The sequence below is a fragment of the Parabacteroides sp. PF5-6 genome, assembly GCF_029504695.1.
Taxonomy (GTDB): domain Bacteria; phylum Bacteroidota; class Bacteroidia; order Bacteroidales; family Tannerellaceae; genus QVMG01.
Map to the genome: position 1 here is coordinate 70,236 of NZ_JAQFIN010000006.1, position 26,667 is coordinate 96,902.

At 50.9% G+C, this 26,667-nt stretch carries 23 protein-coding genes; 4 read left to right on the forward strand and 19 right to left on the reverse strand.

Annotated features, from left to right (window positions below; genetic code table 11):
• Window positions 1-91: 91 nt before the first annotated feature.
• Window positions 92-2,674 carry a DNA mismatch repair protein MutS gene (mutS, locus tag M2133_RS09250; protein WP_277465921.1) on the forward strand — a complete coding sequence of 861 codons (2,583 nt, stop codon included), beginning with the start codon at window positions 92-94 and terminating at the stop codon, window positions 2,672-2,674.
• A gap of 121 nt (window positions 2,675-2,795) precedes the next feature.
• Here the strand turns inward: mutS and M2133_RS09255 are convergent, their stop codons facing one another.
• From M2133_RS09255 to ychF, 11 genes are all read right to left on the reverse strand, one after another.
• Window positions 2,796-3,263: a DUF4252 domain-containing protein gene (locus M2133_RS09255; protein WP_277465832.1), complete on the reverse strand. Its 468-nt coding sequence runs from the start codon at window positions 3,261-3,263 to the stop codon at window positions 2,796-2,798.
• A gap of 12 nt (window positions 3,264-3,275) precedes the next feature.
• A complete protein-coding gene (locus M2133_RS09260; protein WP_277465833.1) occupies window positions 3,276-3,689 on the reverse strand; it encodes a hypothetical protein in 414 nt (137 codons plus the stop codon).
• Entirely contained in the window at window positions 3,679-4,188 is a 510-nt protein-coding gene (locus M2133_RS09265) for an RNA polymerase sigma factor (RefSeq protein ID WP_277465922.1), read from the reverse strand. Before M2133_RS09265 ends, M2133_RS09260 begins: the two co-directional genes overlap by 11 nt.
• Entirely contained in the window at window positions 4,178-4,633 is a 456-nt protein-coding gene (locus M2133_RS09270) for a DUF4252 domain-containing protein (protein WP_277465834.1), read from the reverse strand. Before M2133_RS09270 ends, M2133_RS09265 begins: the two co-directional genes overlap by 11 nt.
• Before the next feature lie 120 nt (window positions 4,634-4,753).
• Window positions 4,754-5,668, reverse strand: coding sequence for a transporter (locus M2133_RS09275; protein WP_277465836.1), 915 nt, complete (start codon window positions 5,666-5,668; stop codon window positions 4,754-4,756).
• Between the two features lie 249 nt (window positions 5,669-5,917).
• Entirely contained in the window at window positions 5,918-6,709 is a 792-nt protein-coding gene (locus tag M2133_RS09280; protein WP_277465837.1) for a gluconate 5-dehydrogenase, read from the reverse strand.
• Between the two features lie 94 nt (window positions 6,710-6,803).
• On the reverse strand, window positions 6,804-7,646 hold the full coding sequence (kduI, locus tag M2133_RS09285) for a 5-dehydro-4-deoxy-D-glucuronate isomerase (protein WP_277465838.1): 843 nt from the start codon (window positions 7,644-7,646) through the stop codon (window positions 6,804-6,806).
• Window positions 7,647-7,755: 109 nt separating this feature from the next.
• Entirely contained in the window at window positions 7,756-8,949 is a 1,194-nt protein-coding gene (locus M2133_RS09290) for a DUF2264 domain-containing protein (RefSeq protein WP_277465923.1), read from the reverse strand.
• A gap of 48 nt (window positions 8,950-8,997) precedes the next feature.
• A complete protein-coding gene (locus M2133_RS09295) occupies window positions 8,998-10,191 on the reverse strand; it encodes a glycoside hydrolase family 88 protein (RefSeq protein ID WP_277465839.1) in 1,194 nt (397 codons plus the stop codon).
• Window positions 10,192-10,318: 127 nt separating this feature from the next.
• On the reverse strand, window positions 10,319-10,825 hold the full coding sequence (locus M2133_RS09300; RefSeq protein WP_277465840.1) for a hypothetical protein: 507 nt from the start codon (window positions 10,823-10,825) through the stop codon (window positions 10,319-10,321).
• Window positions 10,826-11,078: 253 nt separating this feature from the next.
• Entirely contained in the window at window positions 11,079-12,182 is a 1,104-nt protein-coding gene (gene ychF, locus M2133_RS09305; protein WP_277465841.1) for a redox-regulated ATPase YchF, read from the reverse strand.
• A gap of 398 nt (window positions 12,183-12,580) precedes the next feature.
• On the opposite strand from ychF, the gene M2133_RS09310 reads away from it, so the two are divergent.
• Together M2133_RS09310 and M2133_RS09315 are read left to right on the forward strand one after the other, a co-directional pair.
• On the forward strand, window positions 12,581-13,807 hold the full coding sequence (locus tag M2133_RS09310) for a 6-bladed beta-propeller (protein ID WP_277465842.1): 1,227 nt from the start codon (window positions 12,581-12,583) through the stop codon (window positions 13,805-13,807).
• Window positions 13,808-13,816: 9 nt separating this feature from the next.
• Window positions 13,817-14,851: a hypothetical protein gene (locus M2133_RS09315; RefSeq protein WP_277465844.1), complete on the forward strand. Its 1,035-nt coding sequence runs from the start codon at window positions 13,817-13,819 to the stop codon at window positions 14,849-14,851.
• Window positions 14,852-14,919: 68 nt separating this feature from the next.
• On the opposite strand, the gene polA is transcribed toward M2133_RS09315, so the two are convergent.
• The gene (gene polA, locus M2133_RS09320) at window positions 14,920-17,685 is read right to left on the reverse strand and encodes a DNA polymerase I (RefSeq protein WP_277465845.1); all 2,766 of its coding nucleotides are present in this window, start codon (window positions 17,683-17,685) and stop codon (window positions 14,920-14,922) included.
• A 118-nt stretch (window positions 17,686-17,803) separates the two neighbouring features.
• Here polA and M2133_RS09325 point away from each other — a divergent pair, with 118 nt between their 5' ends.
• Window positions 17,804-18,778 carry a polyprenyl synthetase family protein gene (locus M2133_RS09325; protein WP_277465846.1) on the forward strand — a complete coding sequence of 325 codons (975 nt, stop codon included), beginning with the start codon at window positions 17,804-17,806 and terminating at the stop codon, window positions 18,776-18,778.
• A gap of 161 nt (window positions 18,779-18,939) precedes the next feature.
• Here M2133_RS09325 and deoC read toward each other — a convergent pair whose 3' ends face one another.
• The 7 genes from deoC to M2133_RS09360 form a co-directional block, all read right to left on the reverse strand.
• The gene (gene deoC / locus M2133_RS09330; RefSeq protein WP_277465847.1) at window positions 18,940-19,809 is read right to left on the reverse strand and encodes a deoxyribose-phosphate aldolase; all 870 of its coding nucleotides are present in this window, start codon (window positions 19,807-19,809) and stop codon (window positions 18,940-18,942) included.
• Window positions 19,810-19,811: 2 nt separating this feature from the next.
• Complete coding sequence (locus M2133_RS09335; protein WP_277465848.1) at window positions 19,812-20,147, reverse strand: nucleotide pyrophosphohydrolase; 336 nt, start codon at window positions 20,145-20,147, stop codon at window positions 19,812-19,814.
• A 27-nt stretch (window positions 20,148-20,174) separates the two neighbouring features.
• Window positions 20,175-20,627, reverse strand: coding sequence for a D-aminoacyl-tRNA deacylase (dtd, locus tag M2133_RS09340; RefSeq protein ID WP_277465850.1), 453 nt, complete (start codon window positions 20,625-20,627; stop codon window positions 20,175-20,177).
• Window positions 20,628-20,659: 32 nt separating this feature from the next.
• The gene (uvrC, locus tag M2133_RS09345; protein ID WP_277465851.1) at window positions 20,660-22,483 is read right to left on the reverse strand and encodes an excinuclease ABC subunit UvrC; all 1,824 of its coding nucleotides are present in this window, start codon (window positions 22,481-22,483) and stop codon (window positions 20,660-20,662) included.
• 30 nt (window positions 22,484-22,513) lie between these two features.
• Window positions 22,514-24,391 carry a tRNA uridine-5-carboxymethylaminomethyl(34) synthesis enzyme MnmG gene (gene mnmG / locus M2133_RS09350; protein ID WP_277465853.1) on the reverse strand — a complete coding sequence of 626 codons (1,878 nt, stop codon included), beginning with the start codon at window positions 24,389-24,391 and terminating at the stop codon, window positions 22,514-22,516.
• A gap of 81 nt (window positions 24,392-24,472) precedes the next feature.
• Window positions 24,473-24,898, reverse strand: a complete 426-nt coding sequence (ybeY, locus tag M2133_RS09355) for an rRNA maturation RNase YbeY (protein WP_277465854.1) — start codon at window positions 24,896-24,898, stop codon at window positions 24,473-24,475.
• Between the two features lie 333 nt (window positions 24,899-25,231).
• Window positions 25,232-26,464, reverse strand: a complete 1,233-nt coding sequence (locus M2133_RS09360) for a nucleoside recognition domain-containing protein (protein WP_277465856.1) — start codon at window positions 26,462-26,464, stop codon at window positions 25,232-25,234.
• Window positions 26,465-26,667: the final 203 nt, after the last annotated feature.

Below are 26,667 nucleotides of genomic sequence, written 5' to 3' on the forward strand. Positions count from 1 at the left end.
ATTGTTTTTTTCTATCTTTGTCACAAGAAAGCGAAGACAGATAAATCTAATTGGGTAAACAGTGACAAAACAGATCTTTGATACGCCTTTGATGCGGCAATATTTTGATATAAAGGCTAAACATCCGGATGCGATCCTGTTGTTTCGTGTGGGCGACTTTTACGAGATGTACGGCGAAGATGCAGTCGTTGGAGCTGAGATCGTGGGCATTGTACAGACCCGCAAAGCCAATGGCCCCGGACAATTTGTGGAGATGGCCGGTTTCCCGCATCATGCCTTGGATACGTATCTGCCGAAACTCGTACGGGCCGGCAAACGGGTGGCGATCTGCGACCAACTGGAAGACCCGAAGATGACCAAGAAGCTGGTCAAGCGTGGCATTACCGAGCTGGTGACGCCCGGCGTTTCGATCAACGACAATATCCTCAATCACAAAGAAAATAATTTCCTGGCGGCGATCCATTTCGGCAAAAGCAGTTGCGGCATCGCCTTTCTGGATATCTCGACCGGTGAATTCCTGACCGCCGAAGGTACGATCGATTACATTGATAAGTTATTGAACAACTTTTTCCCCAAAGAAGTATTGATCGAGCGCAACAACCGCAAAGCGTTCGAAGAGGCTTTCGGTGCGCGTTTCTTCCTTTTCGAACTGGACGACTGGGTGTTTACGCCCGAAGCGGCAAACGACCGGTTGTTGAAACATTTCGAAACGAAAAACCTGAAGGGCTTCGGGGTGCAACACCTGAAACAGGGCATTGTGGCTGCCGGCGCGATCCTGCATTACCTGGATATCACGCAGCATACGCAGGTGGGGCATATCACCGCCCTGTCGCGTATCGAAGAAGACCGCTACGTGCGCCTGGATAAGTTTACGGTGCGCAGCCTCGAACTGGTCGGCTCGATGAATGAAGAGGGCACCAGCCTGTTGGATGTGATCGATAAAACGGTCTCTCCGATGGGTTCCCGCATGCTGCGCCGTTGGGTCTTGTTCCCGTTGAAAGAGATCAAACGGATTCAGGAGCGGCAGGATGTGGTCGATCATTTCTTCCGCCATCCGGAGATGAAAGAACTGTTGGAAGTGCAGTTGGAACAGATCGGCGACCTGGAGCGTATCATTTCCAAGGTGGCGGTCGGTCGTGTTTCTCCCCGCGAGGTGGTGCAGCTGAAAGTGGCCCTGCGCGCGTTGGAGCCGGTCAAAAAGGCTTGTCTCGAAAGTGAAGAGCCGAGCCTGATGCGTATCGGGGAAGAATTAAATCCCTGCGAAACCATTCGTATGCGTATCGAAAGGGAGATCAATAATGATCCGCCGGCATTGATCAACAAAGGGGGAATCATAGCCCGGGGCGTCAGTGAAGAGCTCGATGAACTGCGTTCGATCGCTTATTCGGGCAAAGATTATCTGTTGAAGGTGCAGCAACGGGAAAGCGAACGCACGGGCATCCCGAGCCTTAAAATCGCCTTTAACAATGTGTTTGGCTACTATATCGAGGTGCGCAATACGCATAAAGACAAGGTGCCACCCGAATGGATCCGCAAACAGACCCTGGTCAACGCGGAACGCTATATCACGGAGGAACTGAAAGAATACGAAGAAAAGATCCTGGGTGCCGAAGAGAAGATCTTATCGCTGGAGACCAGGCTTTTCAATGAATTGATATTGAATCTGGCGGAGTTTATCCCTCCGATTCAGATGAACGCGTCGTTGGTGGGCCGCCTGGATTGCCTCTTGTCTTTTGCCAAGGCGGCACAGATGAATAAATATATCCGTCCGGTAGTCGATGAGTCGGATGTGTTAAACATCAAGGCGGGTCGTCATCCGGTGATCGAGAAACAATTGCCTTTGGGCGAACCTTATATTGCCAACGATGTCTATATGGACAGCGAGAAGCAGCAGATCATCATCATCACCGGGCCCAATATGGCGGGTAAATCGGCCCTGTTGCGGCAGACGGCCTTGATCACGCTGATGGCGCAGATCGGTTGTTTTGTGCCGGCTGAGAGTGCCCGCATCGGGATTGTGGATAAGATCTTCACCCGGGTGGGGGCATCCGACAATATCTCGTTGGGCGAGTCTACCTTTATGGTCGAGATGAACGAAGCCTCGGACATCCTGAATAACCTCTCTCCGCGCAGCCTGGTCTTGTTTGATGAGCTGGGCCGGGGAACGAGTACGTACGACGGGATCTCCATTGCCTGGGCGATCGTCGAACATATCCATGAGCACCCGAATGCCCGCGCCAAAACGCTATTCGCCACGCACTACCATGAACTGAACGAGATGGAACGCTCGTTCAAGCGGATCAAGAATTACAATGTGACGGTGAAAGAGGTCGGCAATAAAGTGATCTTCCTGCGTAAATTGGAGCGGGGCGGCAGCGCGCATAGCTTTGGTATTCATGTGGCCCGTATGGCGGGCATGCCGAAGAGCATTGTCAAGCGTTCGAATGATATCCTGAAACAACTGGAGGCGGAAAACCGCCAGGATGGTATCGGCAAACCGATGAAAGAGATCGCTTCCGGCGGCGAAGGTTTCCAACTGAACTTCTTCCAGCTCGACGACCCAATCCTCAGCCAGGTACGCGATGAAATCAAAAACCTCGATGTCAACAACCTCACTCCGCTCGAAGCCCTGAATAAGCTAAGTGAGATAAAGCGGATTATAACGGGAAAATAGAATCGGCCCCCTCCAACCTCCCCCAGAAGGGGAGGCTAAGAGAAGGCCTTTTTTCGGTTTAATGATCAGTTTTTTAATTGCGGAACCAAAAGCCTCCCTTTGGGGGAGGTTGGAGGGGCCTCTATTCCATCTCTTTCGTGATCTCCTGAATATCTTTGAGTGTGAAGTTGCCCAGGAGTTGGATGATGGTGAAGCCGTCTTCGGTGTCGGCGAGCATGATCAGGTCTTTGACCAGGTCGCCTTTCATATCGGCGTAGAAGGTGGCTTTTGTTTTGCCGTCGCGCACCCGCATCAGTTCTTCATGGCCTTTGCCGATCAGTTTACTGAAGTCTTCGCGCATCTTTGGCGCCAGGTCTTTGCGTTCGGTCGAGATCACCTGCAGCGACTCGATCTTTCCGGCCATATTGACCAGGCTTAGTCCTGCCGTCTCGAAAGCCGGCATCATTTTGAACATGGCTTTGGAGACATAGACCGACGTGACGTCGTCCATATCGGTGTATTTATCGAATAATGCTTTGCTATTCTGTGCCGCTCCCAGCTGTGCCAGGGCAAATAACAGGATGCTTAGGATAAAATATTTTGCTTTCATATTGTTGTTGTATTATGGTGTGTCTACTTCTTTAATTTGTTTGTTTACAATCTCATTGACTTTCTCCACTTCGCCTTTGGCATCGGATACCTGGTCGAGCCCTTTGTTGAGCTGGAGCGAGAGGAACGCGAGCGCCTCTTGGGCTGCGGCGGCTGCCTCTTCCGGACTCTTGAATGTATCGGCGGTGGTAGGCCGCGGATTGAAGCTTTCGGTGGGGAAGAACAAGGCGATACCCAGCAATAGGGAGGCAGCGACTCCGGTCATCCAGTAGAGCGTACGCATCTTGACTCGCTTGGCCTGTTTTTGGTGATCTTCTGCGGCCAGCTGGTCGATGTATTGCTCGAGCCTGTCGGATAATCCTTGCGGCAACTCCTGCTCTTCGCGCAGCGCCCGGTCGATCAGTTCATCTATGTGTTTATCGTTCATATATGGTTATTTTTGTGTATTGTTCGCGTATCACTTTCCTTGCCCGTGAGAGCAATGTGCGTATATTGACCGCCGTCAGTCCGGTAATCTCTTCAATCTCTTCCATCGAACAGTCGTTGAATCCCCGTAGTTTTAAGACGCGTTTCTGGTTTTCGGGCAGTTGTTCGATCAGTTCTTTGATGGTTTCCAGTTCGTTTGCCTTTTCTATCTCCCGGTCGGGGCTCGATTCGTAGGCCAGTTGCACGTTTTCGATCTGTTCTTCGTGGCGGTTGGCCCGGGGCGAGCGGAGGAAATCGAGGCAAAGATTTTTGATGAGGGTGACTGAGAAAGCTTCCGGATTCTGAATCTCCGTCAGCTCTTCCCTTTTGTTCCAGAGCTTGCAGTAGGCCTCCTGAAGGATATCTTCCGCATCGGCTTTGTTTTCGACCAATGCGTAGGCCACCCGGTAGAGTTTGGGATGAAGGGGAAGAAACTGCTCTTTGAAGCTGTTAGCATTCACCTTTCCCATGTTTTTCAACTACCTGCTCGATATCGGACGGCTTGATCTTGCCTTTGATGCGGACCAGGGCATTGGAGTCGCCTGAAGTCAGCACGATGAGTTCACGGATCATCTCGTCTTCGATGCGTACCAATACTTTTGTCCGGCTGTTGTTCTCGTTGGAGGTGACCATCGTCTCGTATTTGGCGTCTTTCAGGTTGCGTATAGCCTTGGTCAGGCGTTCTTTCACCTCACCGGGGCAGTCGTCGAAGGAATAAACCTCGATGCCATCCACACCCATCGTGTCGGTGAACAGGCCGGCGAAGCTCATAAAGAATTTCCCTAACTTCACGCTTTCCGTATTTTCTATTTTGGCAAACTCTTTGAAGAGCTGTTCTACATTCTTCTGGCTGTATCCCGCTTGACAAACGATCAGGAGCGCCAGTACGGCAATGTATTTCTTCATGTTCATGATGTATTTATTGTTTACTACTCTGTTTCAACCTTTGCTGCTGTGCACTTCCAGCGGGTTTTCAATAAGTAGACGGTAGGTGTATGGATGTTGTGACAAAATAGAATGATTTTTTTAATCGATGCGGTAAGAGACAAAAGCAAAGCGTCGGCTGTCGGGCGCCCAGGAGTTGACATTGATCGTTCCCTGCCCACCGAAGAGGGTGGCAAGCACGCGCGGCTCCCCTCCTACCGCCGGCATAAATAATAACTCTACATCTTTATTGGCCGGATGGTCACCCGGGGCGACATCGTCCTTCCGGTAGGCGATATACACAATGGATTTTCCGTCGGGCGAGATATGTGGAAACCAGGCGTTGCGCGTTTCGTCGAAGGTCATTTGCGTCTGTTCGCTACCGTCGGCACGCATACGCCAGACCTGCATCCGGCCGGAACGGACGGAGTTAAACCAGATGTACCGGCCACAGGGTGAATATTCCGGTCCGTCGTCAAGCCCTTCGGCGGTGGTCAGGCGGATTTCCTCCCCTCCTTCGGCAGGAATAAGGTAGATATCATAGTTGCCTTTGCGGTCGGCGCAATAGGCCAGGTATTTCTTGTCCGGGCTCCAGCCGTGCAGGTAAGACGGCGCGAGGGGCGTGATCAGTGTCGGCGTGCCGCCTTCAAACGGGAGGGTATAGATACGCGACTGGCCGTCTTCCCGGGTGTTGTGGCTGATGGCGATCTGCCGGCCGTCGGTCGAGAGGATATGATCGTTATTGCAACGGGTAGCAAAGCCGGTGGTGATCTCTTCCGGGGCGCTTGTCCCTTCGGGCGAGAGTTTGTAGAGCTTGCCACTGCTATTATACACCAGCCATTGCCCGTCGGGTGTCCAGTTGGGCGCTTCGATGCGGAAAGGAAATTCGTTGACGACGGTTCGCTGCCCGGTCGTTACGTCCAGTATCTCAAGTATGCTGGTCACTTGGTTGGATTGGGCATGACTTATCGACAGCGTGATAAATAGGCAAAAGAAAGAAAAGAGAAGACGTCTCATGATATCGGATATTAGTGGTTTACGGTAGCAAATATAGTCAACATAGACTCGGTATGCAAATTCATTTAATCCTCGAACATAAACAACGGAGTTCTGAAAGAACGACAGGGTAATCAACTGGCTTACAGCTTCTCTTCTGTCGTTCTTTCAGAACTCCGTTTTCCTATTATCTATAACCCAGGGTGGCGAACCTTTTCAAGGTTCTGACCCTGGGCTGAAGTCTATCGTGCTTTCAGCACTTTCCCCTATTTACGGCTGCTTGCCGATATAAGCAAGGATACCGCCGTCGACATAGAGAATGTGTCCGTTGACGAAGTTGGAGGCCTCAGAAGCCAGGAAAACGGCCGGTCCGGCCAGGTCTTCCGCGGTTCCCCAACGGGCAGCCGGTGTTTTGGCGATGATAAACGAGTCGAACGGATGGGGACTGCCGTCCGCCTGCTTCTCGCGCAGGGGCGCGGTCTGCGGCGTGGCGATATAACCCGGGCCGATGCCGTTACACTGGATATTGTATTCGCCGTATTCCGATGCGATATTGCGGGTCAGCATCTTCAATCCACCCTTGGCGGCAGCGTAAGCGGAAACGGTCTCGCGTCCCAGTTCGCTCATCATCGAGCAGATATTGATAATCTTACCATGTCCTTTCTTGATCATGCCGGGGATCACTGCCTTAGCCATGATAAAGGGGCCGTTCAGGTCGATATCGATCACCTGGCGGAAATCCTTTGCCGACATCTCGATCATCGGGATGCGCTTGATGATGCCCGCGTTATTGAACAGGATATCGACGACGCCGACTTCTTTCTCAATCTGGGCGATAGTGGCGTAGACCTGTTCCTCGTTGGTCACGTCGCAAACGTAACCATGTGCCGTGATGCCTTTTTCTTTATAAGCTGCAAGACCTTTGTCTACCAGGTCCTGATTGATGTCGTTGAACACAATCGTTGCGCCTGCCTCTGCCAGTGCGGAAGCCATCGCAAAGCCGATACCGTAGCTCGCTCCGGTAACCATGGCTATTTTTCCTTCTAATGAAAAGTTAATCATAATGTTTAGTAGTTGGTAGTTGGTAGTTAGTAGTTAGTAGAAAGTATCGCATGCGCCTACTAACTACCAACTACTAACTTCTAACTACTATTAATTATTTAATGTCTGTAATCTTTGAAAAGTCCTGATCGCCGTAATCGAGGTTCTCCCCTCCCATGCCCCAGATAAAGGTGTAGTTGGAGGTGGCGGCGGCGGAGTGGATCGACCATTCGGGCGATAATACCGCCTGGTTGTTCTGCATCCAGATATGACGCGTCTCGTCGATCTCGCCCATAAAATGGCATACGGACTGCTCTTCCGGCACTTCGAAATAGAAATACGCTTCCATACGGCGGCTGTGCACGTGCGGGGGCATGGTGTTCCATACGCTGCCCGGCGCCAGTTCGGTCATCCCCATTTGCAGTTGGCAGGTGGGCAATACCTGGTTGACCAGCATTTTGTTGATGTTCCGGTGGTTGGAGCTTTCCAGGCTACCCATTTCGGCTACGACGGCATCCGCCTTCGTTACTTTCTTGTCCGGGTAGTTGCGGTGGGCTGTCAGTGAATTGAAATAGAAGAGCGCGGGTTTGGCAGCGTCTTTGCTTTCGAAATAGACTTCGCGGTCGCCGCTTCCCAGGTAGAGGGCTTCTTTGTAGTTCAGTTCGAAGCTTTCGTCTCCGACGTGAACGATACCGGGGCCACCTACATTGTAGATGCCCATCTCACGGGCATGCAGGAAGAACGCCTGTTTCAGCGGATCGATCGCTTCCAGGTGCAGTTTCTCTGTCTTCGGCATGGCGCCTCCGACAATCATACGGTCGTACATGGAATAGACCATGTTCACTTCATCCGCGGCAAATACCTTCTCGATCAGGAAGTCTTTGCGCAGGCGGGTGGTGTCGTAATTCTTGGCATCCGCCGGGTGGGCGGCGTACCTTAACTCATAATTTGTTTTCATATTGCTTATTATTTTAAGTTTTTATTCTTTTGAAAGGGGTTTAAGGGGGATAAGGGGTTTAAGGGGAGGTCTCTTTGATCCCTTAAACCCCTTGGACCCCTTAAGCTCCTTAATCCTTAAGCGCACTATCCGCCCCTACATCAATGCCATTCCAAGCCTTCAGGTTCGTCCATTCGGTATACGGCCCTGCCCAGAACGTATGGCTGGGCGGTAAGCCCAATGCCAGCATGCCCATCGAGCAGAGATAGACGCTTCCGGTATTAATATACGATTCAGACATGTGGATTTGCTCACCGGCAAAGCCTACTTTTAACCATCCTTCACGATCGAAGTTCTTCGGCGATTGCATCTGCCGGCGGATCACAGCGGTCATCGCGCAGCGTACCTGCTCAGGAGCTACCTTCTTCGGCAGGATATCCATCAATGAGGCCTGTGCCAGGGCATGGAAAGCGCCAAAGCGGTAGACAATCGAGCGACCTACCACCGGGAAACTGCCTTCCGGCGAGATGAAACGCTCTTGCTGCTGGGCGAAACGGGCAAGCCGTTTGAGTTGCACGTCCAGAAAGTCGGCGCCTTCGATATTATGTTTCTTCATGGTCACCAATACATCGGTGAGCATCGGATGGATCACAAAGCTGTTGTAATAATCCATGTGGAACGGTGCCCCATCGCCATACCAGCCGTCGCCTTTGTACCAGTCGTCGCGGAAACGTTTCACCCCGTAGGTCAGGCGTTCCATATCACATTCGCCAGTGAATTCCAACAGCGCCGCTTCCACGGTGGAAGCGAACAACAGCCAATTGCTTTCGTACGGTTTGATGCTTCGGCTTCTCTTCAGTTCGGTCACCATATTCTTTTGGGCTTCCGGGCTGAGGTTTCCCCAGAGTTGTTTGGGCGCGCGCAGGAGCCCTTCGGCCAGGAAAGCGGCGTCGACCAGCGGTTGCGTATGCCGGTTGCCAAACGTCAGGTAATCGGGTGATTGCGGATCGACGGCATTCGTCAATCCTTTGACGGCCAGGTCGATGTATTTCTTCCGTACTTGTCCTTCGGCTGTATTGTCGGGCCCCAGTTCGAGCCAGGGCGCGATGCCGCAGGTCAGTCGGCCGACCGCTTCGAGATAAGATACCTCTTTGCGCAACGGATCGTTGGAAAGGGATTCGAAAGGCATATTCTTCTTCAGCGTATGCTGGCTGAGGTTTGTGTACACCGGATCGGCGATCTTCACCAGGGTCTCTACCCAGAAAGCCCGGTCCTGCTCACCCGTCGGTGGGTTCTGCTGTGCCGCCAAAGGGGCGGTTGCCATTAGAAGAACGGCAAAGAAAGAAAAGATTGTATTGTTCATACCTTGAAATTAAATGAGTTTCTTCAAACGCAATAATGCTTCAACATAATAATAATCGGCGTAGCTCAACGGCACGTCCACTTCGCTATTGCCCGGCAGGTTGCCCGTACTGTGCATCAACGTGAAATACTGGTTAGACCCTACTTCGGCCAGGTATTCGGGCGACGATAAAGTGCGCAGCATCTCAGTGGCCAGCTCCAGGTAAGGCTTGCCTGCCTCCCCTCCTACCAGTTCGCTCAGGTCGATAAAAGCAGAAGCCATAATCGCTGCCGCGGAAGCATCGCGGGGCACGTTCGGGATATCGGGCGCGTCGAAGTCCCAGTAAGGCACCTTATCCTCCGGCAGTCGCGGATGGTTCATGATAAAAGCGGCAATACCTTTGGCCTGTTCGAGGTATTCGGGCGCTTTGGTCTGGCGATACATCGTGCTGTAGCCATACAAAGCCCAGGCCTGTCCCCTCGCCCATGCCGATTCGTCGGCGAAGCCCTGGTGTGTCTGTTTGCAATGCGGATCGCCTGTGATCGTATCGTACGACACCACGTGGTAGCTGCTGTAGTCGTCGCGGAAATGGTGCGCGATGGTTTTATGCGCGTGTGAATGGGAGATCTCGCTGAACTGCTGGTCTCCTGTTTTTTCGGCGATCCAGTTGAAGAACTCCAGGTTCATCATATTATCGATGATCACCGGGAACTGCCAGACGTTTTTGTTGAAGTCCCAGGAACGGATGGCGCATACGGTTGAATTGTAGCGGGTCGCCAGGGAATGTGCGCCGGTAATCATCACGTCGAGGTAATCCGGGTTCTGCGTGATGCGGTAGCCATTACCGAAACTGCAGAAGAGCATAAAGCCCAGGTCGTGCGTATTGGTCAGGTTCTTGGCCGGTTCCACCCGGTCGGTGTACATCTCCGCATACTTCTTCAACTGGGGAGTCGGATTGTTCTCGTAGAGATACCAGAGTTCACCGGGGAAGAAACCGCTACACCACCAGCCGTAGTTGCTGGTTTCCAGTTCGCCCTTTTTGTTGATTGTCTTCGGTAGTTTACCTTCTTCTTTTTCAAGCTTTTCAGCCATCAATAGCGCTTGTTCCATGGCCACACCGAGTCCTCGGTCGATCATATCGGATAACGACTCGCGTTTGTCTGTCTGGCACGCGGTAAAAAGTAAGCCGGACAAGAGTAATAAAGTAATCCAGTTCTTTTTCATAAAGAGATCTAATTTCTATGTTGGCGCAAACATACGATTTTTTTCTCAATATGAGGTATAATTATTGGTCTTTCCCTGGTCTATTCTGATCAGAGTGGGAGCGAAGAAGTCTTTTTCCCTGTAGCGGTTATTTCGGTGGGAAGAAAACCACATTCATCCATTCGGAGCGCACGAAATTGCCGTCTTTGTCTCTTCCGGCTTCGATGTCTGCTTCCTGTATCAGGCGGAGCGCTTCACGGGTGAAGTCGTCTTCCTGCCAGTTTTCTTTTGTAGTCCATTCGTTGGTGGCGGAGTCTAATTCCCGGTAGCGATGGATGTAGGGGCGGGTGAGGCTTCCATCTTTCTCGATAACGGCTTTGACCATGACCTGTTTGGCCTTTTTGGGATCCCAATCTTTCAGGCGATTGTTCTGCCGGAAGTAATTGAGGGCATCTTTCTGATGGGCGGTGTAAGGTGGCATGGCATGAATGGTGGTATCTTCATCCACGACAATGGCTTCGTCCGACAGGGTGATTTCCTGCTCTACTTCAGCCCAATCGGCCACGGCTACTTCCACCGAAGCGTTGGTTTTGGGTTTGCAACTTAGTGATAATAAAAGGAAAGCCACCAGGGCAAATAAGTACGATGTTTTCATAATAAGCATTGTATTAATAAGATAATAGGCTGCTAAGGTATTTGGTTTTTCTGGGAAAGAAGGGGATTATTGTCTTAATAAAAGCTAAAAGGGGAGGTGAGGGGTTTAAGGGGGCTAAGGGGTTTAAGGGGATTAAGGATTGGGGGCTAAGGGAATTAAGGGGTTTAAGGGGATTAAGGGGATTAAGGGTTGAGGGCTAAGGGGATTAATGTCGTCCTTAAACCCCTTAGCCCCCTTAAACCCCTTAATCTCCTTACACATTAAACCTAAAATGCATAATATCCCCATCCTGCACGACATATTCTTTGCCTTCGACGCTCATCTTGCCGGCTTCTTTGACGGCGGCTTCCGAGCCGTATTGGATAAAATCGTCGTATTTGATCACTTCGGCGCGGATAAATCCTTTCTCAAAGTCAGTATGGATCACACCGGCGCATTGGGGCGCTTTGCTGCCGCGCAGGTAGGTCCAGGCACGTACTTCCTGTACCCCGGCGGTCAGGTAAGTCTCCAGATTCAGGAGGCGGTAAGCCGATTTGATCAGGCGGCTGACGCCCGATTCCTGCAAACCGATCTCTCCGAGGAACATCTCGCGTTCTTCGTAGGTCTCGAACTCGGCAATCTCGCTCTCGATCTTGGCGGCAACGATCAGGATCTCCGCATTCTCTTCTTTGACGGCTTCGCGAACGGCCTCTACGTAGGCATTGCCGTTGACAGCGCTGGCCTCGTCGACATTGCAGACATACATCACCGGCTTGCTGGTCAACAGAAACAGTTCGTGTGCAATCTTTTGCTCGTCTTTCGTGTCGAAAGTCACCGTGCGGGCGCTTTTCCCTTGTTCGAGGGCCTCTTTGAACTTCACCAGAACATCGTACGCCAGTTTCGCCTGTTTGTCGCCTCCGGTCTGTGCTTGTTTCTGCACCTTGGTGATGCGGGCGTCGACCGTCTCGAGGTCTTTGATCTGCAACTCGGCGTCGATGATTTCTTTGTCGCGCACCGGGTCTACACTGCCGTCCACATGGGTGATATTCTCGTCGTCGAAGCAGCGCAACACGTGCAGGATCGCATCCGTCTCCCGGATATTGGCCAGGAACTTATTGCCCAGTCCTTCCCCTTTGCTGGCGCCTTTGACGAGCCCGGCAATATCGACAATCTCCACCGTGGTAGGCACGATCCGTTGCGGGTGGATCAGTTCCGCCAGTTTGTTTAACCGTTCATCGGGAACGGTGATTACCCCTACATTGGGTTCGATCGTACAGAAAGGGAAGTTTGCCGATTGTGCTTTCGCGTTCGACAAGCAATTGAAAAGGGTAGATTTGCCCACGTTGGGAAGACCTACGATACCGCATTGTAATGCCATTTATCTTTTGTTTTAAGTTTATTTGCTTCTTTTTGAGGGGGCAAAGATAGGGAAAAAAGTTGACATCACGCCGACGTTCTTTTTGCACGTTGGCCCTGCCTTTTTCGCCCCGCCGGGAGGAGATTCCGGCATGACCTACCTCTATTAAAATTATGAGGTACCTCAAAAACAATTATGACGTACCTCAAAAACAATTATGACGTACCTCAAAATCGATTATGACGTACCTCATAATAAGTTTTGACGTACCTCTTACTGCTTTTTCCTTCCGGGAATCAGAAAAAAATAGGGCGAGTTGCAATAATTCTTGTTAATTATTTCTACTTTGCATTCGTAATACGTTGCAATTGCGTATATTGCGAAACATTAGTAGACTGTTAAACTAAATTATACGCATTATGAAGAAGAATAAATCTCTGGTTGGAATTAGCCTGTTGTTCGCCTTGTTGGTGATGGGCTGTGCGAAAAGTAAAGATGTGACGTATTGGGAAAACGCGCCGGTCGTGGCCGAGCGATCGGGCGAGTTGATCACATTGGATCCCGCTTTATTGAAAGATACGATTGTGTTTCCGTTGAGTTTCTTCGCCGAAGAGTTGCAGATCGTCAAGTTGGACGACCGGGAGGATGCCTTTGTCTATCCTTCGGCTGTATTGCTTTCCGACAATTATATCCTGGTGCAGAGCGGGCGCAACAATAACCTTTCTTTCGAGGAATGGCAGGCCAGCGTGCCTATGCCTTGCCGGCTGTTCGATAAGACGGGGAAATACATTACCGATATCGGTTCGATCGGGCAGGGGCCGGGCGAATACAATGATATCTACGCGATGCAGATCGACGAAGCCGCCGATCGCATTTATCTCTTGCCCTGGCAATCGGACAAATTGTTGGTGTACAGTCTAAAAGGCGAAGTGTTGGAACCCATCCGCCTGCCTTACCGGGCAAATAAAGGAGTCTTCCGCGTGGAGGGCGACCGGGTAACGATGGCGGTATTGCCTTTCCCGCAAATCCCATCGGTGGCCTGGACGCAAACGCTCGACGGCAAGGTATTGAATGAAATACCGGTGACCGAAGCGCTGGCGATGGAGTTTGATTTCAGCAACGAGATCTCTTCCTATCAGCATGCCGAGCGCATGGACCTTTCGTTTTGGTACTGGCCGACACGGATCGATACCCTGTATCATATCGACGCGGACCAGGGCCAATTGATCCCGCGCTTCACGGTGAAGTTCAAAGAAAACAAGCTCGAACCGCATTCCTATGCCGAGTGGCCGAACTACTATGCGGGCAATACGAGTACGATCGTCACGATCTCTGATGGCAACAGCCTGCGCCAGGAAGGGGAGAAGCCCGCTTATTATATTGTGGATAAAGAAACCTTACGTGGCGCGTTCTTCCGCGTTGTGAACGATTATATGGGCGGCGAAGATATGGATTGGCCGTTTATGCTGTTTGAGAAAGGGTATTACGCCCGCAATATGGACCCCGGAAACCTGGAAGAGTGGCTCGAGAAGGCGTTGAAATCCAAGACCATGTCGGATGCGGTACGCGAAAGGCTGACGACGCTCCGCCAGTCGATCGGTCCCGACGATAACAACTACGTGGTGTATGCCCGGATGAAACGGTAAACGGCAACTATGAAACGATTTTATTTCTTTGGCTTGGCCTTTGTTTTGCCTCTCTTCTTCTCCTGCAATACGAAGACGCTGGAAGATGCGCGGCTGGAGCGCCTCTCGCTGGATAGTATTCCGCAGACGGCGCTCGAGATGGAGGTGATCGCAGAGCCTTTTGAATGGGGCGATGTGTCGACACCCGATCTGTATCTGGCGGGGGATAGTCTGGTGGCATTGAGCTATTTCAAGAATGCGGCGGTGCTCCGTTTCTATGATCTGACGGGTAAAGATCTGGGGAAGTCATCGATCCGTAAATTGACCGACCGCCATCCGCTGGCGATCGATCCGGCTTATCGCGCTTCTTTCTCTTTCCTGCACCCGAATACGAATATCTTTTATGAATATACGGTCGAAGACGGAGCGTTGCGGCTCGATAATTTTACGCGCATGCGTCTGTATGGCAATTCGCCCCGGCAAGCGGTCCGATTGGATGCCGATCACTTTGCTTTTATCGGGAGCTACAAAGACGGATTATGGGGTATCTGGGAAGAATCGACACGCGAACTGACGTTTACCGGCACTTATCCGATCACGTATGAGATTGTTCCTCAGGCTCTATTGCCGTATTTCAGCGGGCGTATCGCGTTTTCCGGCGATCAGCTGGTGTATGTCTCTTATCAGTTCGGTTATATCTCTTCTTACCGGTATAAAAAGGGGAAACTGCGGAAATTATGGGAGAAGCAGGTGAGCGATTTCCTTTACCGGGAGAGTAGCTTGGGGTATACGTTTGATGAGAAGCACAAGAACGGTTTCCTTGAGGTTGCTTTTGCCGGCGATCATATCTATACGTTGTATAACGGTTGCGACGACTCGGCGGGAGAGGAGTTCACCAACGCGATCGTTGTCTTCACGCGGGAAGGCAGGCCCGTGGCCCGCTATACCCTTCCCGATATGATGAGCTATATGAAGTTCGACAGCAAAGGCGAATATGCCTATGCGACCTATTCCAAGGTAGGGTCGACGCAGGTGCTGGTACGGTTTAGGCTGCCGGGGATTTAGTTGAAAGTTGAAAGTTGAAAGCGATTAGAATATTTCTCTTTTCGCTTTCAACTTTCAACTTTCAACTTTTAATGCGCCTCCAGCCAGTTATTGCCCACCCCGCAATCGGCAATCAATGGCACCTGCAAAGCAACGACCTGTTCCATCTCTTCCAGAACGATGGCGCGAACGCGGTCGATCTCTTCCCGGTACACGTTGAAGTTCAGTTCATCATGCACCTGAAGGGTCATTTTGCTCTTTACGCCTTCCCGTTCAAAGCGGTCGAAGATCCGGATCATAGCTACTTTGATGATATCAGCAGCGCTTCCCTGGATCGGGGCGTTGATGGCGTTGCGCTCGGCGTAACCCCGCACGATGGCGTTGTTCGAATTGATATCCGGCAGGAAACGTTTGCGCTTGAATAGCGTCTCTACATAGCCTTTTTCTTTCGCCACACGGATACTTTCATCCATATACTCACGCACCTGCGGGTAGGAGCGGAAATAGCCGTCGATCAATTCTTTCGACTCCGCGCGCGGAATGCCCAGGCGCTCGGCCAAGCCGAAAACGGAGATGCCATAGATAATGCCGAAGTTGGCCGTCTTCGCCTTCCGGCGCATCTCGGCGGTGACCTCCGACACGGGGATGCCATAGATCTTGGCGGCTGTCGCGGCATGAATATCTTCGCCGCTGCGGAAGGCTTCGATCATATTCGTATCGTTGCTCAGGTGCGCCATGATGCGCAGTTCGATCTGGGAGTAGTCGGCAGAGAAGAAGACCGAACCGGCATTATCGGCGGTAAAGGCCTTGCGGATCTCCCGGCCCAGTTCATCGCGGACGGGGATATTCTGCAGGTTGGGATTGGTCGAACTCAGGCGACCGGTGGCGGTAACGGCCTGGTTGTACGAGGTATGGATCTTGCCCGTTTCCGGATGGATCAATGTCGGCAGGGCGTCGATATAGGTGCTCAACAGCTTCTTCAGGCCGCGGTATTCCAACAGTTTGCCGATGATCGGATGTTTATTGCGCAGCTTCTCCAGTATATCTTCGCTGGTGCTGTAGTTGCCCGTCTTGGTCTTCTTGGCTTTTTCGTCGATCTTTAGTTTCTCAAACAGGATCTCGCCGACTTGTTTGGTCGAATTGATATTGAACGACTCACCGGCCATCTCATGAATCTCACGTTCCAATTTCTCAAGCGAAGCGGTCAGGACCACCGACGATTGGTGCAACGCCTCCGTATCCAGGCTCACCCCGGTAGCTTCCATGTCGGCCAGGACATAGACCAACGGCATCTCGATATCGAAGAAAAGCGACTCCAAGCCCTCTTTCTTCAACAGGGGCGCGAAATGGTTTTTGAGCTGAAGGGTGACGTCCGCATCTTCGGCGGCGTACTCCGCCACCTGCTCTACCGGGATGTCGCGCATACTGAGTTGCTTTTTGCCTTTCGGACCGATCAGCTCCTCGATGGCGATCGGCGTATAACCGAGATAGGTCTCCGCCAAGTAATCCATGCCGTGACGCAGTTCGGGGTTCAAGAGGTAATGCGCGATCATCGTATCGAAAAGCGGCCCTTTCACTCGGACACCGTACTTGCGCAAGACGAGTATATCGAATTTGATGTTTTGTCCGATCTTCCGGATTTTTTCATTTTGAAGGGCAGGGGAGAAGCGGTCGACAATTTTTTGCGCTTCCGTCCGATCGGCGGGCACGGGAACATACCACGCCTCTTTTTCTTTCACCGCGAAAGAGAGACCGACCAAATTACACGTCAACGGGTCGACTCCGTCGGTTTCCGTGTCAAAAGCAAAAAAATCCTGGTCGTTCAAAAAGCGGGCTAACTCCTCCTGTTTTGTTTGATTATCAGTGAGATGATAAGTGTGATCGGTCGATTTTAAGCTTGCGAGAGTGGAATATTTGGGAGCTTCCGGCCCCTCGGGCGCAAATAAAGCAAAGAGATCGCCTTGAATCGGACCCGTTTGCGCGGGCTTTTTGGCCTCACCCTGCAGTTTGTTAATAAATGTTCTAAATTCTAATTCAGTGTAAATTTCGGTCAACTTCCCTTCGTCGGGTTTTTCGCGCCGGCATTGATTGGCATCGAAGGTGATGGGCACGTCCGTTTTGATCGTCGCCAGAAATTTAGAGAATTTGATCTGCTCCACATTTTCTTCGATCTTCGTTTTGAGTGCTCCTTTTAGCTGGTCGGAATTTTCGAGTAGGTTCTCTATACTGCCGAACTGGGTCAATAATTTCTGGGCGGTCTTCTCGCCGACACCGGGGCATCCGGGGATATTATCCGAGCTGTCGCCCATCAATGCCAAGAGATCGATCACCTGGGCGGTGGAGGTCAGGCCGTATTTATCCAATACTTCTTTTACGCCCATGGTCTCGTAGTCGCCGCCGAACTTCGGGCGGTACATATAGATATGCTCTTCGACCAACTGGCCGTAGTCCTTATCCGGAGTCATCATATAAACTTCGAAGTGTTCCGCCGCCGCCTGTTTGGCCACCGTTCCGATCACATCATCGGCTTCGTAGCCCTTGATCTCGAGGATGGGGATATTGTACGCTTTGATAATGTCTTTGATCAGGGGAACCGAGGCGCGGATGTCCTCCGGCGTCTCTTCCCGTTGGGCTTTATAGGCCTCGTATGCTTCGTGGCGGAAGGTAGGGCCGGGGGGGTCGAAGGCCACGGCGATATGGGTCGGATCTTCCCGTTTCAAGACATCTTCCAGGCTATTGACAAAGCCGAAGATGGCGGAGGTATTCATTCCTTTGGAGTTGATCCGGGGGTTTTTGATAAAGGCGTAATACGAGCGATAGATGAGCGCGTAAGCATCAATGAGGAATAATTTCATCTCTTTTATACTGTTTTAAGAATACAATCTCGGGTAAATGTACGAAAAAACTCGCTGTCTCAATAGTTTTTCTTACTTTTGCCGAATCTTTTAACGGGCCATGTATCGCCCCGCAAGCATGATTAATAAGGAAAAAATAAAAGAGCCGGTTGTTTTGGAACTGAAACAGTTTCAGGAAGATTTTGTCGCGTCCCTACAAAGCGGCACGAAGTACCTGCAACAGGCGATCGATATTATCCTCAGTCATACCGGGAAGCATATACGCCCGCTCCTTGTCCTATTGACGGCAAAAGCCTGTGGCCGGGTCAATCCGAAGACCATCAATTCCGCTGTTTTATTGGAGCTGCTTCATACGGCAACGCTGATCCATGACGATGTGGTGGATGAGACGAAGCAACGCCGGGGCGCGCCTTCGCTGAATGCGATCCTGGATAACCGGGTGGCTGTGTTGGCGGGCGATTATATCCTTTCTTCGGCTTTGGTGCGCGCGATACAGACCGGCGATAGCCGCATAGTGTATATCATTTCCAATCTGGGACGTGACCTGTCGGAAGGGGAGTTGAAGCAGCTTGAGATCGTGGAAGAGGTTGTGTTGAGCGAAGAGCGTTATATGCAGGTGATCTATAAGAAGACGGGAAGCCTGTTGTCGGCCTGTACGGAGATCGGTGCGATCTCGGCAGAGGTGTCGGATGAAGTCATCGCTCTCTGCAAGCAATTCGGTGAGTATATGGGCTATTGCTTCCAGATCAAAGACGATATCTTCGATTACGACCGGGCAGCGAAGATCGGGAAACCTACCGGTAACGATATCCGGGAAGGAAAGGTTACCCTGCCTCTGCTTTATGCCATGCGTACCGGGAATCCGGAAGAGGCGAAAAAGGCAGAAGAAATCATCAAAAAGCAAGCTTTCACCGCAGAAAATATCGATTGGCTGATCTCTTTTGCCATCGCCAATGGCGGCATTACCTATGCCGAAGAGAAGATGAAGGAGTACAAGGCAAAAGCCATCGCTTTGCTTAACCAATTGCCTCAATCCGCCGCCAAAGAATCCCTCTTGCTCTTAGCCGACTATATCGTCGAAAGGGATAAGTAGCAAAATGAAGATTTTGAAACCCTCCACAACCCCCTTTTTTCAAACTACCAGTACTTTGCGCACAAACTACTAATATTTTGTCGGCAAACTACCGGTATTTCGTTCGCAAACTACCGGTAGTTTGAAGGCGAAGTGTAAGTGATTCATTTCGAAAGAAGTGATTAGCCTAATTTCTTTTGGATATCGCCTACCAGGCTGCTTGCCCCGATGCGGAAGTAGTCTTTATTCAGCCATTCTTCGCCCAGGACTTCCTTGACGATCGTATAGTATTTCACTGCATCTTCCGCCGTGCGCACGCCGCCCGATACTTTGATGCCGATCTTCCGATCCGTGATGGAATGGTAGGTTTTGACGACCTGGCACATTGTATATACCGCCTCCAACGTTGCTCCGGGGTATTCCTTGCCGGTCGATGTCTTGATAAAGTCCGCACCGGAATAGATCGCCAGAATAGCGGCTTTCTGCACGTTGGCCATACTGCCCAATGCGCCTGTTTCCAGGATTACTTTCAGGTGGGCGCCGCGACAGCTTTCTTTGATTTCCTGGATCTCTTCGCTCAGGTCTTCAAAGTTTTCCTCCATAAAATACCCCAGATTGAGGACGACATCGATCTCGTCGGCGCCTTGCATGACGGCCATGGCTGTCTCGGCGATCTTGACTTCGACAAAGGTCTGTGAGGCCGGAAAGCCACCGGCTACCGAAGCGATCTTCACCTCCTGGGCCGTTAGCGCTTGTTTTACTGTATCTACGAATAGGGGATAGACGCAGATAGCGGCTACATTAGGTACGTCGGGGCGTGTGCCTTCGTAATCGTTGACCTGCTCAACCATTCGCCAGATGCTGTCGCGCGTATCCAGGCTGGTTAATGAGGTGAGGTCGATACATCCATGCACCAGTTGAAATACTTCCGGTGTGAGATTGGTTTTGAAGTGTTTGTCGATCAATGCATTAACCTTCTCTGTTGTCTTCTCGTCCGAAAGCGCCGGTTCAAAGCGGTCGAACGCGTCCTGATATTTCGTTGTTTCGCTCATATTTATTCTAATTTTTGATTGTTTTGATGTCTTTCTTTATCTCGTAATGTTTTCTTTTCCAGATTCTTATGGAATGCTTCCGTGAGGTCGATGCCCGTTTGATTGGCCAGGCATAACAATACCCAGAGTACATCGGCCATCTCATCGCCCAGATCCCTGTTCCGATCACTTTCCTTAAAGGATTGTTCCCCGTAAGTGCGGGCAATGATACGTGCCAGTTCGCCCACCTCTTCCGTCAGTATCGCCATATTGGTCAATTCATTGAAGTAGCGCACCCCGTACGTCTTAATCCAATGATCGACCTGCTCTTGTGCCTTCTGTATCGTAATCTCTTCCATTAATCATTAATCATTAATCATTGTTTTTCATTCCCTTGCCTGCGAGTCAATCAGGATCGTGACCGGCCCGTCATTTACCAGTTCTATTTTCATATCGGCGCCAAACTCACCGGTGGCTACCTTACGACCCAGTTGCTGGCTGATCTCGGCGCAAAAGGCCTCATAAAGCGGAATAGCGATATCGGGCTTGGACGCCTTGATGTAGGAGGGACGATTCCCCTTTTTGGTCGAGGCGTGCAAAGTGAATTGGCTGACGACCATAATCTCCCCTTGAATATCCAGGATCGACCGGTTCATCACTCCGTTTTCATCGTCGAAAACGCGCAGGTTGATAATCTTTTTGCTTAGCCACTCGATATCCTCTTGCGCATCTTTATCCTCGATGCCCACCAGAATCATCAGTCCTTTATTGATCTGTGATTTGATCTCCCCATCGATAGTTACCGATGCCCGTGTCACCCGTTGTATAACCGTTCTCATCTAATTATCAATTGTCAATTATCAATTATCAATTACCCTGGAACATTGGGCTCAGTCCAATGTTTCAGGAGCTTGGCTTTTGCCTCGCCGACTACTTTCTTTAGCTCTTCGAAATCGGCCTCGCGAATCCGTTTGACGCTCTTAAAGTGGCGTAAAAGTAATACTTTTGTCTTTTCCCCGATGCCTTTTATCTGGTCTAATTCCGAGCGTGTCTGGCTTTTGCTTCGCTTCTCTTTGTGGAAGGTGATGGCAAAGCGGTGCACTTCGTTCTGCATTTGTTCCAAGAGGCGGAACAGGGGACTTTGCTGTACCAAACCGATACTCTCGGGCGGGAAGCCAAACAGTAGGTCGGAGGTCCGGTGCTTCCGGTCTTTGGCCAGCCCGGCAATGGGGATTTTGAGTTGCAGTTCGTCTTCAATCACAGCACGTACGACCTCCATTTGTCCCTTTCCGCCGTCGGTAATGATCAGGTCGGGCAGGGGAGTACCTTCATTTATCGCCCGGGTATAGCGGCGGCGCACGACCTCTTTCATCGAGGCGTAATCGTCGGGTCCTACCACCGTTTTGATGATATACCGGCGGTATTCCTTTTTGGCCGGTTTGCCCATCAAAAAGACCACGCAGGCGGCGACGGCATCGCTTCCCTGTATGTTGGAGTTGTCGAAACATTCGATGCGAGCCGGTAGTTTCTCCAGGTGCAACATATCCTGAATCTCTTTCAACAGGCGGGTGTTTCGTTGCTCCGGATTCAGCTTTTCCGCCTGTTTCAGGCGATCCACCTTGAATTGTTTGACGTTCAATTCGGAAAGCCCCAATAGTTTCTTCTTATCGCCCCGCTGTGGGAGGGTGAATACGGCATTCTCCAGTTCGATATCCGGCAGGAAAGGCACGATAATCTCTTTGGCTGTACTTTTGAAGCGGTCGCGCATCTCGATGATGCCCAGGCTCAGGAGTTCCTCTTTCGATTCGTCGAGTTTCTTTTTGTATTCGAAGGTATAAGCCTGGATGATCGCGCCGTTTCCGATGTGCATATAATTAATGTAGGCCGACTTCTCCGTATCGGCAAAAGAAAAGACATCGATATTGTGGAGGGTGGGAGTGACCACGGTTGATTTATTTCGGAAGTTCTCGATGATCTCGTATTTCTCCTTGATCGCCTGCGCCTCTTCAAACCGCAATTCTTCCGCCAGTTTCTGCATTTGCTGGTAGAGCAGTTGGCTCACCTCCGAGCTATTCCCTTTCAGGATTTCTTTGACATGGTTGATGTTTTCCAGATACTCCTCGTGGGACTGTAATCCTTCACACGGTCCTTTGCACCGTTTGATATGGTATTGCAGGCAGACTTTATACTTCCCCTGTTGGATCGTCTCCGGCGTGAGCGGAAGGTAACAGGTGCGGATCGGATAGAGCTCTTTCAGTAGTTGTAGCATCAATTTGGCCGAGTAGGCGGAAGAATACGGCCCGTAATACGTCGATTTATCCTTGACGATATTGCGGGTCATAAACACGCGTGGGAAGTATTCGTTCTTCACGACGATGGAAGGATAGGTCTTATCATCCTTCAGCATCGCGTTGTAGCGCGGTTTGTATTCCTTGATCAGGTTGTTCTCCAACAAAAGCGCATCCTCTTCCGTATCGACTACGATGTATTTGATGTCTTTGATCTGCTTGACCAATACCTGAATCTTGCGGATCTCGTGCTCTTTATTGAAGTAGGAGGAGACGCGCTTCTTTAGGTTCTTCGCCTTGCCGATATAGATAATGGTACCTTTCTCGTCGAAGTATTGGTAGCACCCCGGCGAATCCGGAATGATCGAAAGGATATCTTTTATATGTTGGTTTATCTTTCTCTCCATGGTGAATGTTTCACGTGGAACATTTCCTTATTAACGCCCTAAAAGTACCAATAAGATATTAATATCACTGGGGGATATGCCCGGTATCCGGCTGGCCTGCGCGATGGTTTCCGGGTCGATTTTGCTTAGTTTCTGCCGGGCTTCGATCGAGATGGATTGGATACTGTTGTAATCAAATTTGCCTTTGATCCGGATATTCTCCAATCGGTTGATCTTCTCGGCGATCACTTGTTCGCGTTTGATGTAGCCGCTATACTTCAGTAAGATTTCAGCGGCTTCCACAATTTCCTCTTTGCGCGTTTCCGGCAGTTTATCCAGTTCGGCTTGTAAAGCCGGAACCATCTCTGCCAATTGCGGCAGCGTGAGTTGCGGACGCAGGACTAAATCGATCAGTTTGCATCCACGGGCGAGGGGAGTAGTGCCTGCCTGTTCGAGGGCGCTGTTCAGGTGTTGTGGTTTGACGGAATAGTTTTCCACGAAAGAGATGAGCGCATCCCGGTGTTCAATCTTTGATGTCAACAGCTCGTGTCGGTCCGTTTTGGCCAATCCCAATTGATAGGCTTTTTCCGTCAGGCGCATATCCGCATCGTCTTGCCGCAGCAGGATACGGTATTCGGCACGCGAGGTAAACATCCGGTAGGGTTCGTCCACGCCTTTGGTCACCAGGTCGTCGATCAATACGCCGATATAGGCTTCGTCCCGTCCCAAGATAAACGGATCGCCGCCATGGCAATTGATATGCGCGTTGATGCCCGCCATGATGCCTTGCCCGCCGGCTTCTTCGTAACCGGTGGTACCATTGATTTGTCCGGCGAAAAAGAGATTCCGGATCGCTTTGGTCTCCAATGTATGCTTGAGCTGGGTCGGATCGAAGAAATCGTATTCGATCGCATAACCCGGACGGTAGATATGGATATCGCGGAAAGCGGGGATCGACTGCAACGCACGCAACTGAATATCGAGGGGTAGGGAAGAGGAGAAGCCATTCAGGTAGTATTCTTCGGTGGTTTCCCCTTCCGGTTCGAGGAACAACTGGTGTTGCGTTTTGTCGGCGAACGTCACGATCTTGGTCTCGATACTGGGGCAATAACGCGGGCCGATGCTTTGGATCTGTCCGTTATAGAGCGGGGAATCGGGCAGTCCTTCGCGCAGGATCTCATGCGTTGTCTCGTTCGTGAAGGTCGTCCAGCAGCTTAATTGTTTCAATACCCGCCGCGACGTATCCATATAGGAGAATTTATGGAAGTCGTTTTCTCCCGGTTGTTCGCCCATTTCATCGAAATGCACGCTGCGTCCGTCGATGCGTACCGGGGTACCTGTCTTCATGCGTTCGACTTTCATACCCGCCGCCATCAACTGTTCGCTTATGCCTTGGGAGGCCGGTTCGGCTATTCGTCCGCCGCGGATCTGCGTGCGTCCGATGTGCATCAAGCCGTTCAGGAATGTACCGTTGGTCAGGATCACAGCGCCGGCTTCGAATGTCACGTCCATCTCCGTACGCACGCCACAAACGCGTCCGTCGCGGATGATCAGTTCGTTGACCGTGTCCTGCCAGATATACAGGTTGGGCAGGTGTTCCAGAATACCCCGCCAGGCATCGATGAAACGGGCCCGGTCGCTCTGTGCCCGCGGGCTCCACATGGCCGGCCCTTTGCTGCGGTTCAGCATCCGAAACTGGATCGCGGTTTGATCGGTTACCAAGCCCATATAGCCGCCCAATGCATCGATCTCGCGCACGATCTGCCCTTTGGCAATGCCACCCACGGCCGGGTTGCAGCTCATCTGGGCAATCTTATTCATGTCCATCGTGATCAATAAGGTGCGTGATCCCAGGTTGGCTGCTGCCGCCGCTGCCTCACAACCGGCATGTCCGGCACCTACCACGATGATATCGTATTTAAATAACATCTGTTCTTTTTTTAATTACGAATTACGAATTACGAATTACGAATTACGAATGGGGGAAATACCCTGTTCCATTCGTAATTTTTAATTCTTAATTTTTAATTGACTAAGTGCTTTATTCTCTTCCCCCTCCATAATGGCGCGTTCACCGGGTCCTTTGTCGTTGATGCCGCAAAGGTGCAGGATGCCGTGAATGATCGTACGGTGTAATTCCTCCTCGTAGGTGGAGTTGAATTTCTCCGCGTTGGTTCTGACGGTATCCAGGCTGATAAACAGGTCGCCGGCGATCGTTTGTCCTTCCGTATAGTCGAAAGTGATGATATCGGTATAATAATCGTGTTGCAGATATTGCCGGTTTACCTCCAGTATCTTCTCGTCGGAACAGAAAATATAGCTGATTTCACCGACTTTATAGCCGTGTTCCTTTGCTACGGCTTTGATCCAGTTCGTTACAGCCCGCCGCTTGATCGCCGGGGCTTTCACCTCTTCTGTATAATAATGTATTGCCATAATTAACTTATAGGTTGTTAATTGAAGGGCTTTTAGCCGCGGATCACACGGATGCCACGGATTTTGTATTTTGCTTGTGGATACTAAAACTATCTTGGCTCCCCTTCTTGGACAAGAAGGGGGGGGACCGCTGCTTGCAGCGGTGGGGCAGTTTGAATTCTTGAAAAATGATCATATACGATTAGGATCAAACTGCTCCACCACCGGCTATGCCGGCGGTCCCCCTCTTCTTATCCAAGAAGAGGAGCCAGGAATGTCCATTTGGTATTCTCTTGCATATTCAAATATCCTTCAATTAACAATATCCTTCTTATATCAAATTCATATTAATGTCTACCCAAAGAACAAATACGCCATGCCGATCGCCGCCAAGGCTCCGGCCAGGTCGGCCAAGAGGGAGTAGGAGACGGTATAGCGGGTGTTCTTGATTGCTACGCTGCCGTAATACAAGGCGACCACGTAGAAGGTCGTGTCTGTCGTTCCCTGCACGATACAGGCCAGGCGGCCGACAAACGAGTCCGCGCCATAGGTATTCATCGCATCGATCATCATGCCGCGTGCCCCACTTCCGCTCAACGGTTTCATCAGGATCGTCGGTAGCGCCTCCACAAAGTCCGTATTCAGTCCCGCCAGAGCCACCCCGCCGCGTATGCCGTCGATCAGGAAATCCATGGCGCCCGAAGCACGGAACACACCGATGCCCACCAGGATCGCTACCAGGTAAGGGATGATCGTGATCGCCGTCTTAAACCCTTCCTTTGCCCCATCGATAAAGGCATTGTAGACATTCACCTTCCGGCGTATGCCTGCCACGATAAATCCACATATGATGGTGAATAGCAATGTGTTAGCGAACAATGTAGAGTATAAAGACACCTTCTCCTCGGGCATACTGTGGAACAGGGCGATCAATCCAGCGATCAGCCCGATCAGTCCGCCGAAGAAGAGGAGTAAGTTTCTTTGTAAGATATTGATTCTCTGCTTGATGCACACCATCAGTACAGCAACCAGTGTCGAAGTAAAGGTCGCCAGCATAATCGGCAGAAAGACATCCGAAGGGTTGGCTGCCCCCAGTTGTGCCCGGTACATCATAATGGTAATCGGCAACAGCGTAAGCCCGGAAGCATTGATACAGAGAAACATAATCATCGCGTTGCTGGCCGTCTCTTTCTCCGTATTCAGTTCCTGCAGTTGTTGCATCGCTTTGAGCCCCATCGGCGTCGCCGCATTGTCGAGCCCCAAGAGGTTGGCAGAGATATTCATAAAGATGGAACCCGTGACCGGATGGTTTTTGGGAATATCCGGAAACAATTTGCTGAATACGGGTGCGCCGATCCGGGCAAACGCCTGGATCACTCCTCCCTGTTCCCCGATCTTCATGATGCCCAGCCAGAGTGTCAGGATACCCGTCAGTCCCAGGGAGATCTCGAAACCATTGCGGGCCGAATCGAACGAAGCGGCGATAATCCGGTTGAATACCTCCAGATCGCCCAGGAATAACAGCTTACACACTGCTACAATAAAGGCAATCAGAAAAAATGCGACCCAGATATAATTCAGAACCATCTTCGTTTGTTTAATCTGCAAAATTACGAATTCTTCTTGGCATTGAGGACCTCTCTTTCTTTAATTTTGACGCCTCTAATGTATTAAAAGCAAAACAGATGAATAGATCTGTCTACTGAAGCGACTATTTGTTTGTTGATAACCGTCAACACATTTGTTGATAGTTATCAACAGATCTGTTGACAATTGTCAACAAACTTGTT

Bases quoted from the DNA above. Each gene is read 5' to 3' on its own strand.
- mutS (WP_277465921.1), top strand. From the start codon at position 92: ATGCGGCAATATTTTGATATAAAGGCTAAACATCCGGATGCGATCCTG.
- M2133_RS09255 (WP_277465832.1), bottom strand. From the start codon at position 3,263: ATGAAAGCAAAATATTTTATCCTAAGCATCCTGTTATTTGCCCTGGCA.
- M2133_RS09260 (WP_277465833.1), bottom strand. From the start codon at position 3,689: ATGAACGATAAACACATAGATGAACTGATCGACCGGGCGCTGCGCGAA.
- M2133_RS09270 (WP_277465834.1), bottom strand. From the start codon at position 4,633: ATGAAGAAATACATTGCCGTACTGGCGCTCCTGATCGTTTGTCAAGCG.
- M2133_RS09275 (WP_277465836.1), bottom strand. From the start codon at position 5,668: ATGAGACGTCTTCTCTTTTCTTTCTTTTGCCTATTTATCACGCTGTCG.
- M2133_RS09280 (WP_277465837.1), bottom strand. From the start codon at position 6,709: ATGATTAACTTTTCATTAGAAGGAAAAATAGCCATGGTTACCGGAGCG.
- kduI (WP_277465838.1), bottom strand. From the start codon at position 7,646: ATGAAAACAAATTATGAGTTAAGGTACGCCGCCCACCCGGCGGATGCC.
- M2133_RS09290 (WP_277465923.1), bottom strand. From the start codon at position 8,949: ATGGCAACCGCCCCTTTGGCGGCACAGCAGAACCCACCGACGGGTGAG.
- M2133_RS09295 (WP_277465839.1), bottom strand. From the start codon at position 10,191: ATGAAAAAGAACTGGATTACTTTATTACTCTTGTCCGGCTTACTTTTT.
- M2133_RS09300 (WP_277465840.1), bottom strand. From the start codon at position 10,825: ATGAAAACATCGTACTTATTTGCCCTGGTGGCTTTCCTTTTATTATCA.
- ychF (WP_277465841.1), bottom strand. From the start codon at position 12,182: ATGGCATTACAATGCGGTATCGTAGGTCTTCCCAACGTGGGCAAATCT.
- M2133_RS09310 (WP_277465842.1), top strand. From the start codon at position 12,581: ATGAAGAAGAATAAATCTCTGGTTGGAATTAGCCTGTTGTTCGCCTTG.
- M2133_RS09315 (WP_277465844.1), top strand. From the start codon at position 13,817: ATGAAACGATTTTATTTCTTTGGCTTGGCCTTTGTTTTGCCTCTCTTC.
- polA (WP_277465845.1), bottom strand. From the start codon at position 17,685: ATGAAATTATTCCTCATTGATGCTTACGCGCTCATCTATCGCTCGTAT.
- M2133_RS09325 (WP_277465846.1), top strand. From the start codon at position 17,804: ATGATTAATAAGGAAAAAATAAAAGAGCCGGTTGTTTTGGAACTGAAA.
- deoC (WP_277465847.1), bottom strand. From the start codon at position 19,809: ATGAGCGAAACAACGAAATATCAGGACGCGTTCGACCGCTTTGAACCG.
- M2133_RS09335 (WP_277465848.1), bottom strand. From the start codon at position 20,147: ATGGAAGAGATTACGATACAGAAGGCACAAGAGCAGGTCGATCATTGG.
- dtd (WP_277465850.1), bottom strand. From the start codon at position 20,627: ATGAGAACGGTTATACAACGGGTGACACGGGCATCGGTAACTATCGAT.
- uvrC (WP_277465851.1), bottom strand. From the start codon at position 22,483: ATGGAGAGAAAGATAAACCAACATATAAAAGATATCCTTTCGATCATT.
- mnmG (WP_277465853.1), bottom strand. From the start codon at position 24,391: ATGTTATTTAAATACGATATCATCGTGGTAGGTGCCGGACATGCCGGT.
- ybeY (WP_277465854.1), bottom strand. From the start codon at position 24,898: ATGGCAATACATTATTATACAGAAGAGGTGAAAGCCCCGGCGATCAAG.
- M2133_RS09360 (WP_277465856.1), bottom strand. From the start codon at position 26,464: ATGGTTCTGAATTATATCTGGGTCGCATTTTTTCTGATTGCCTTTATT.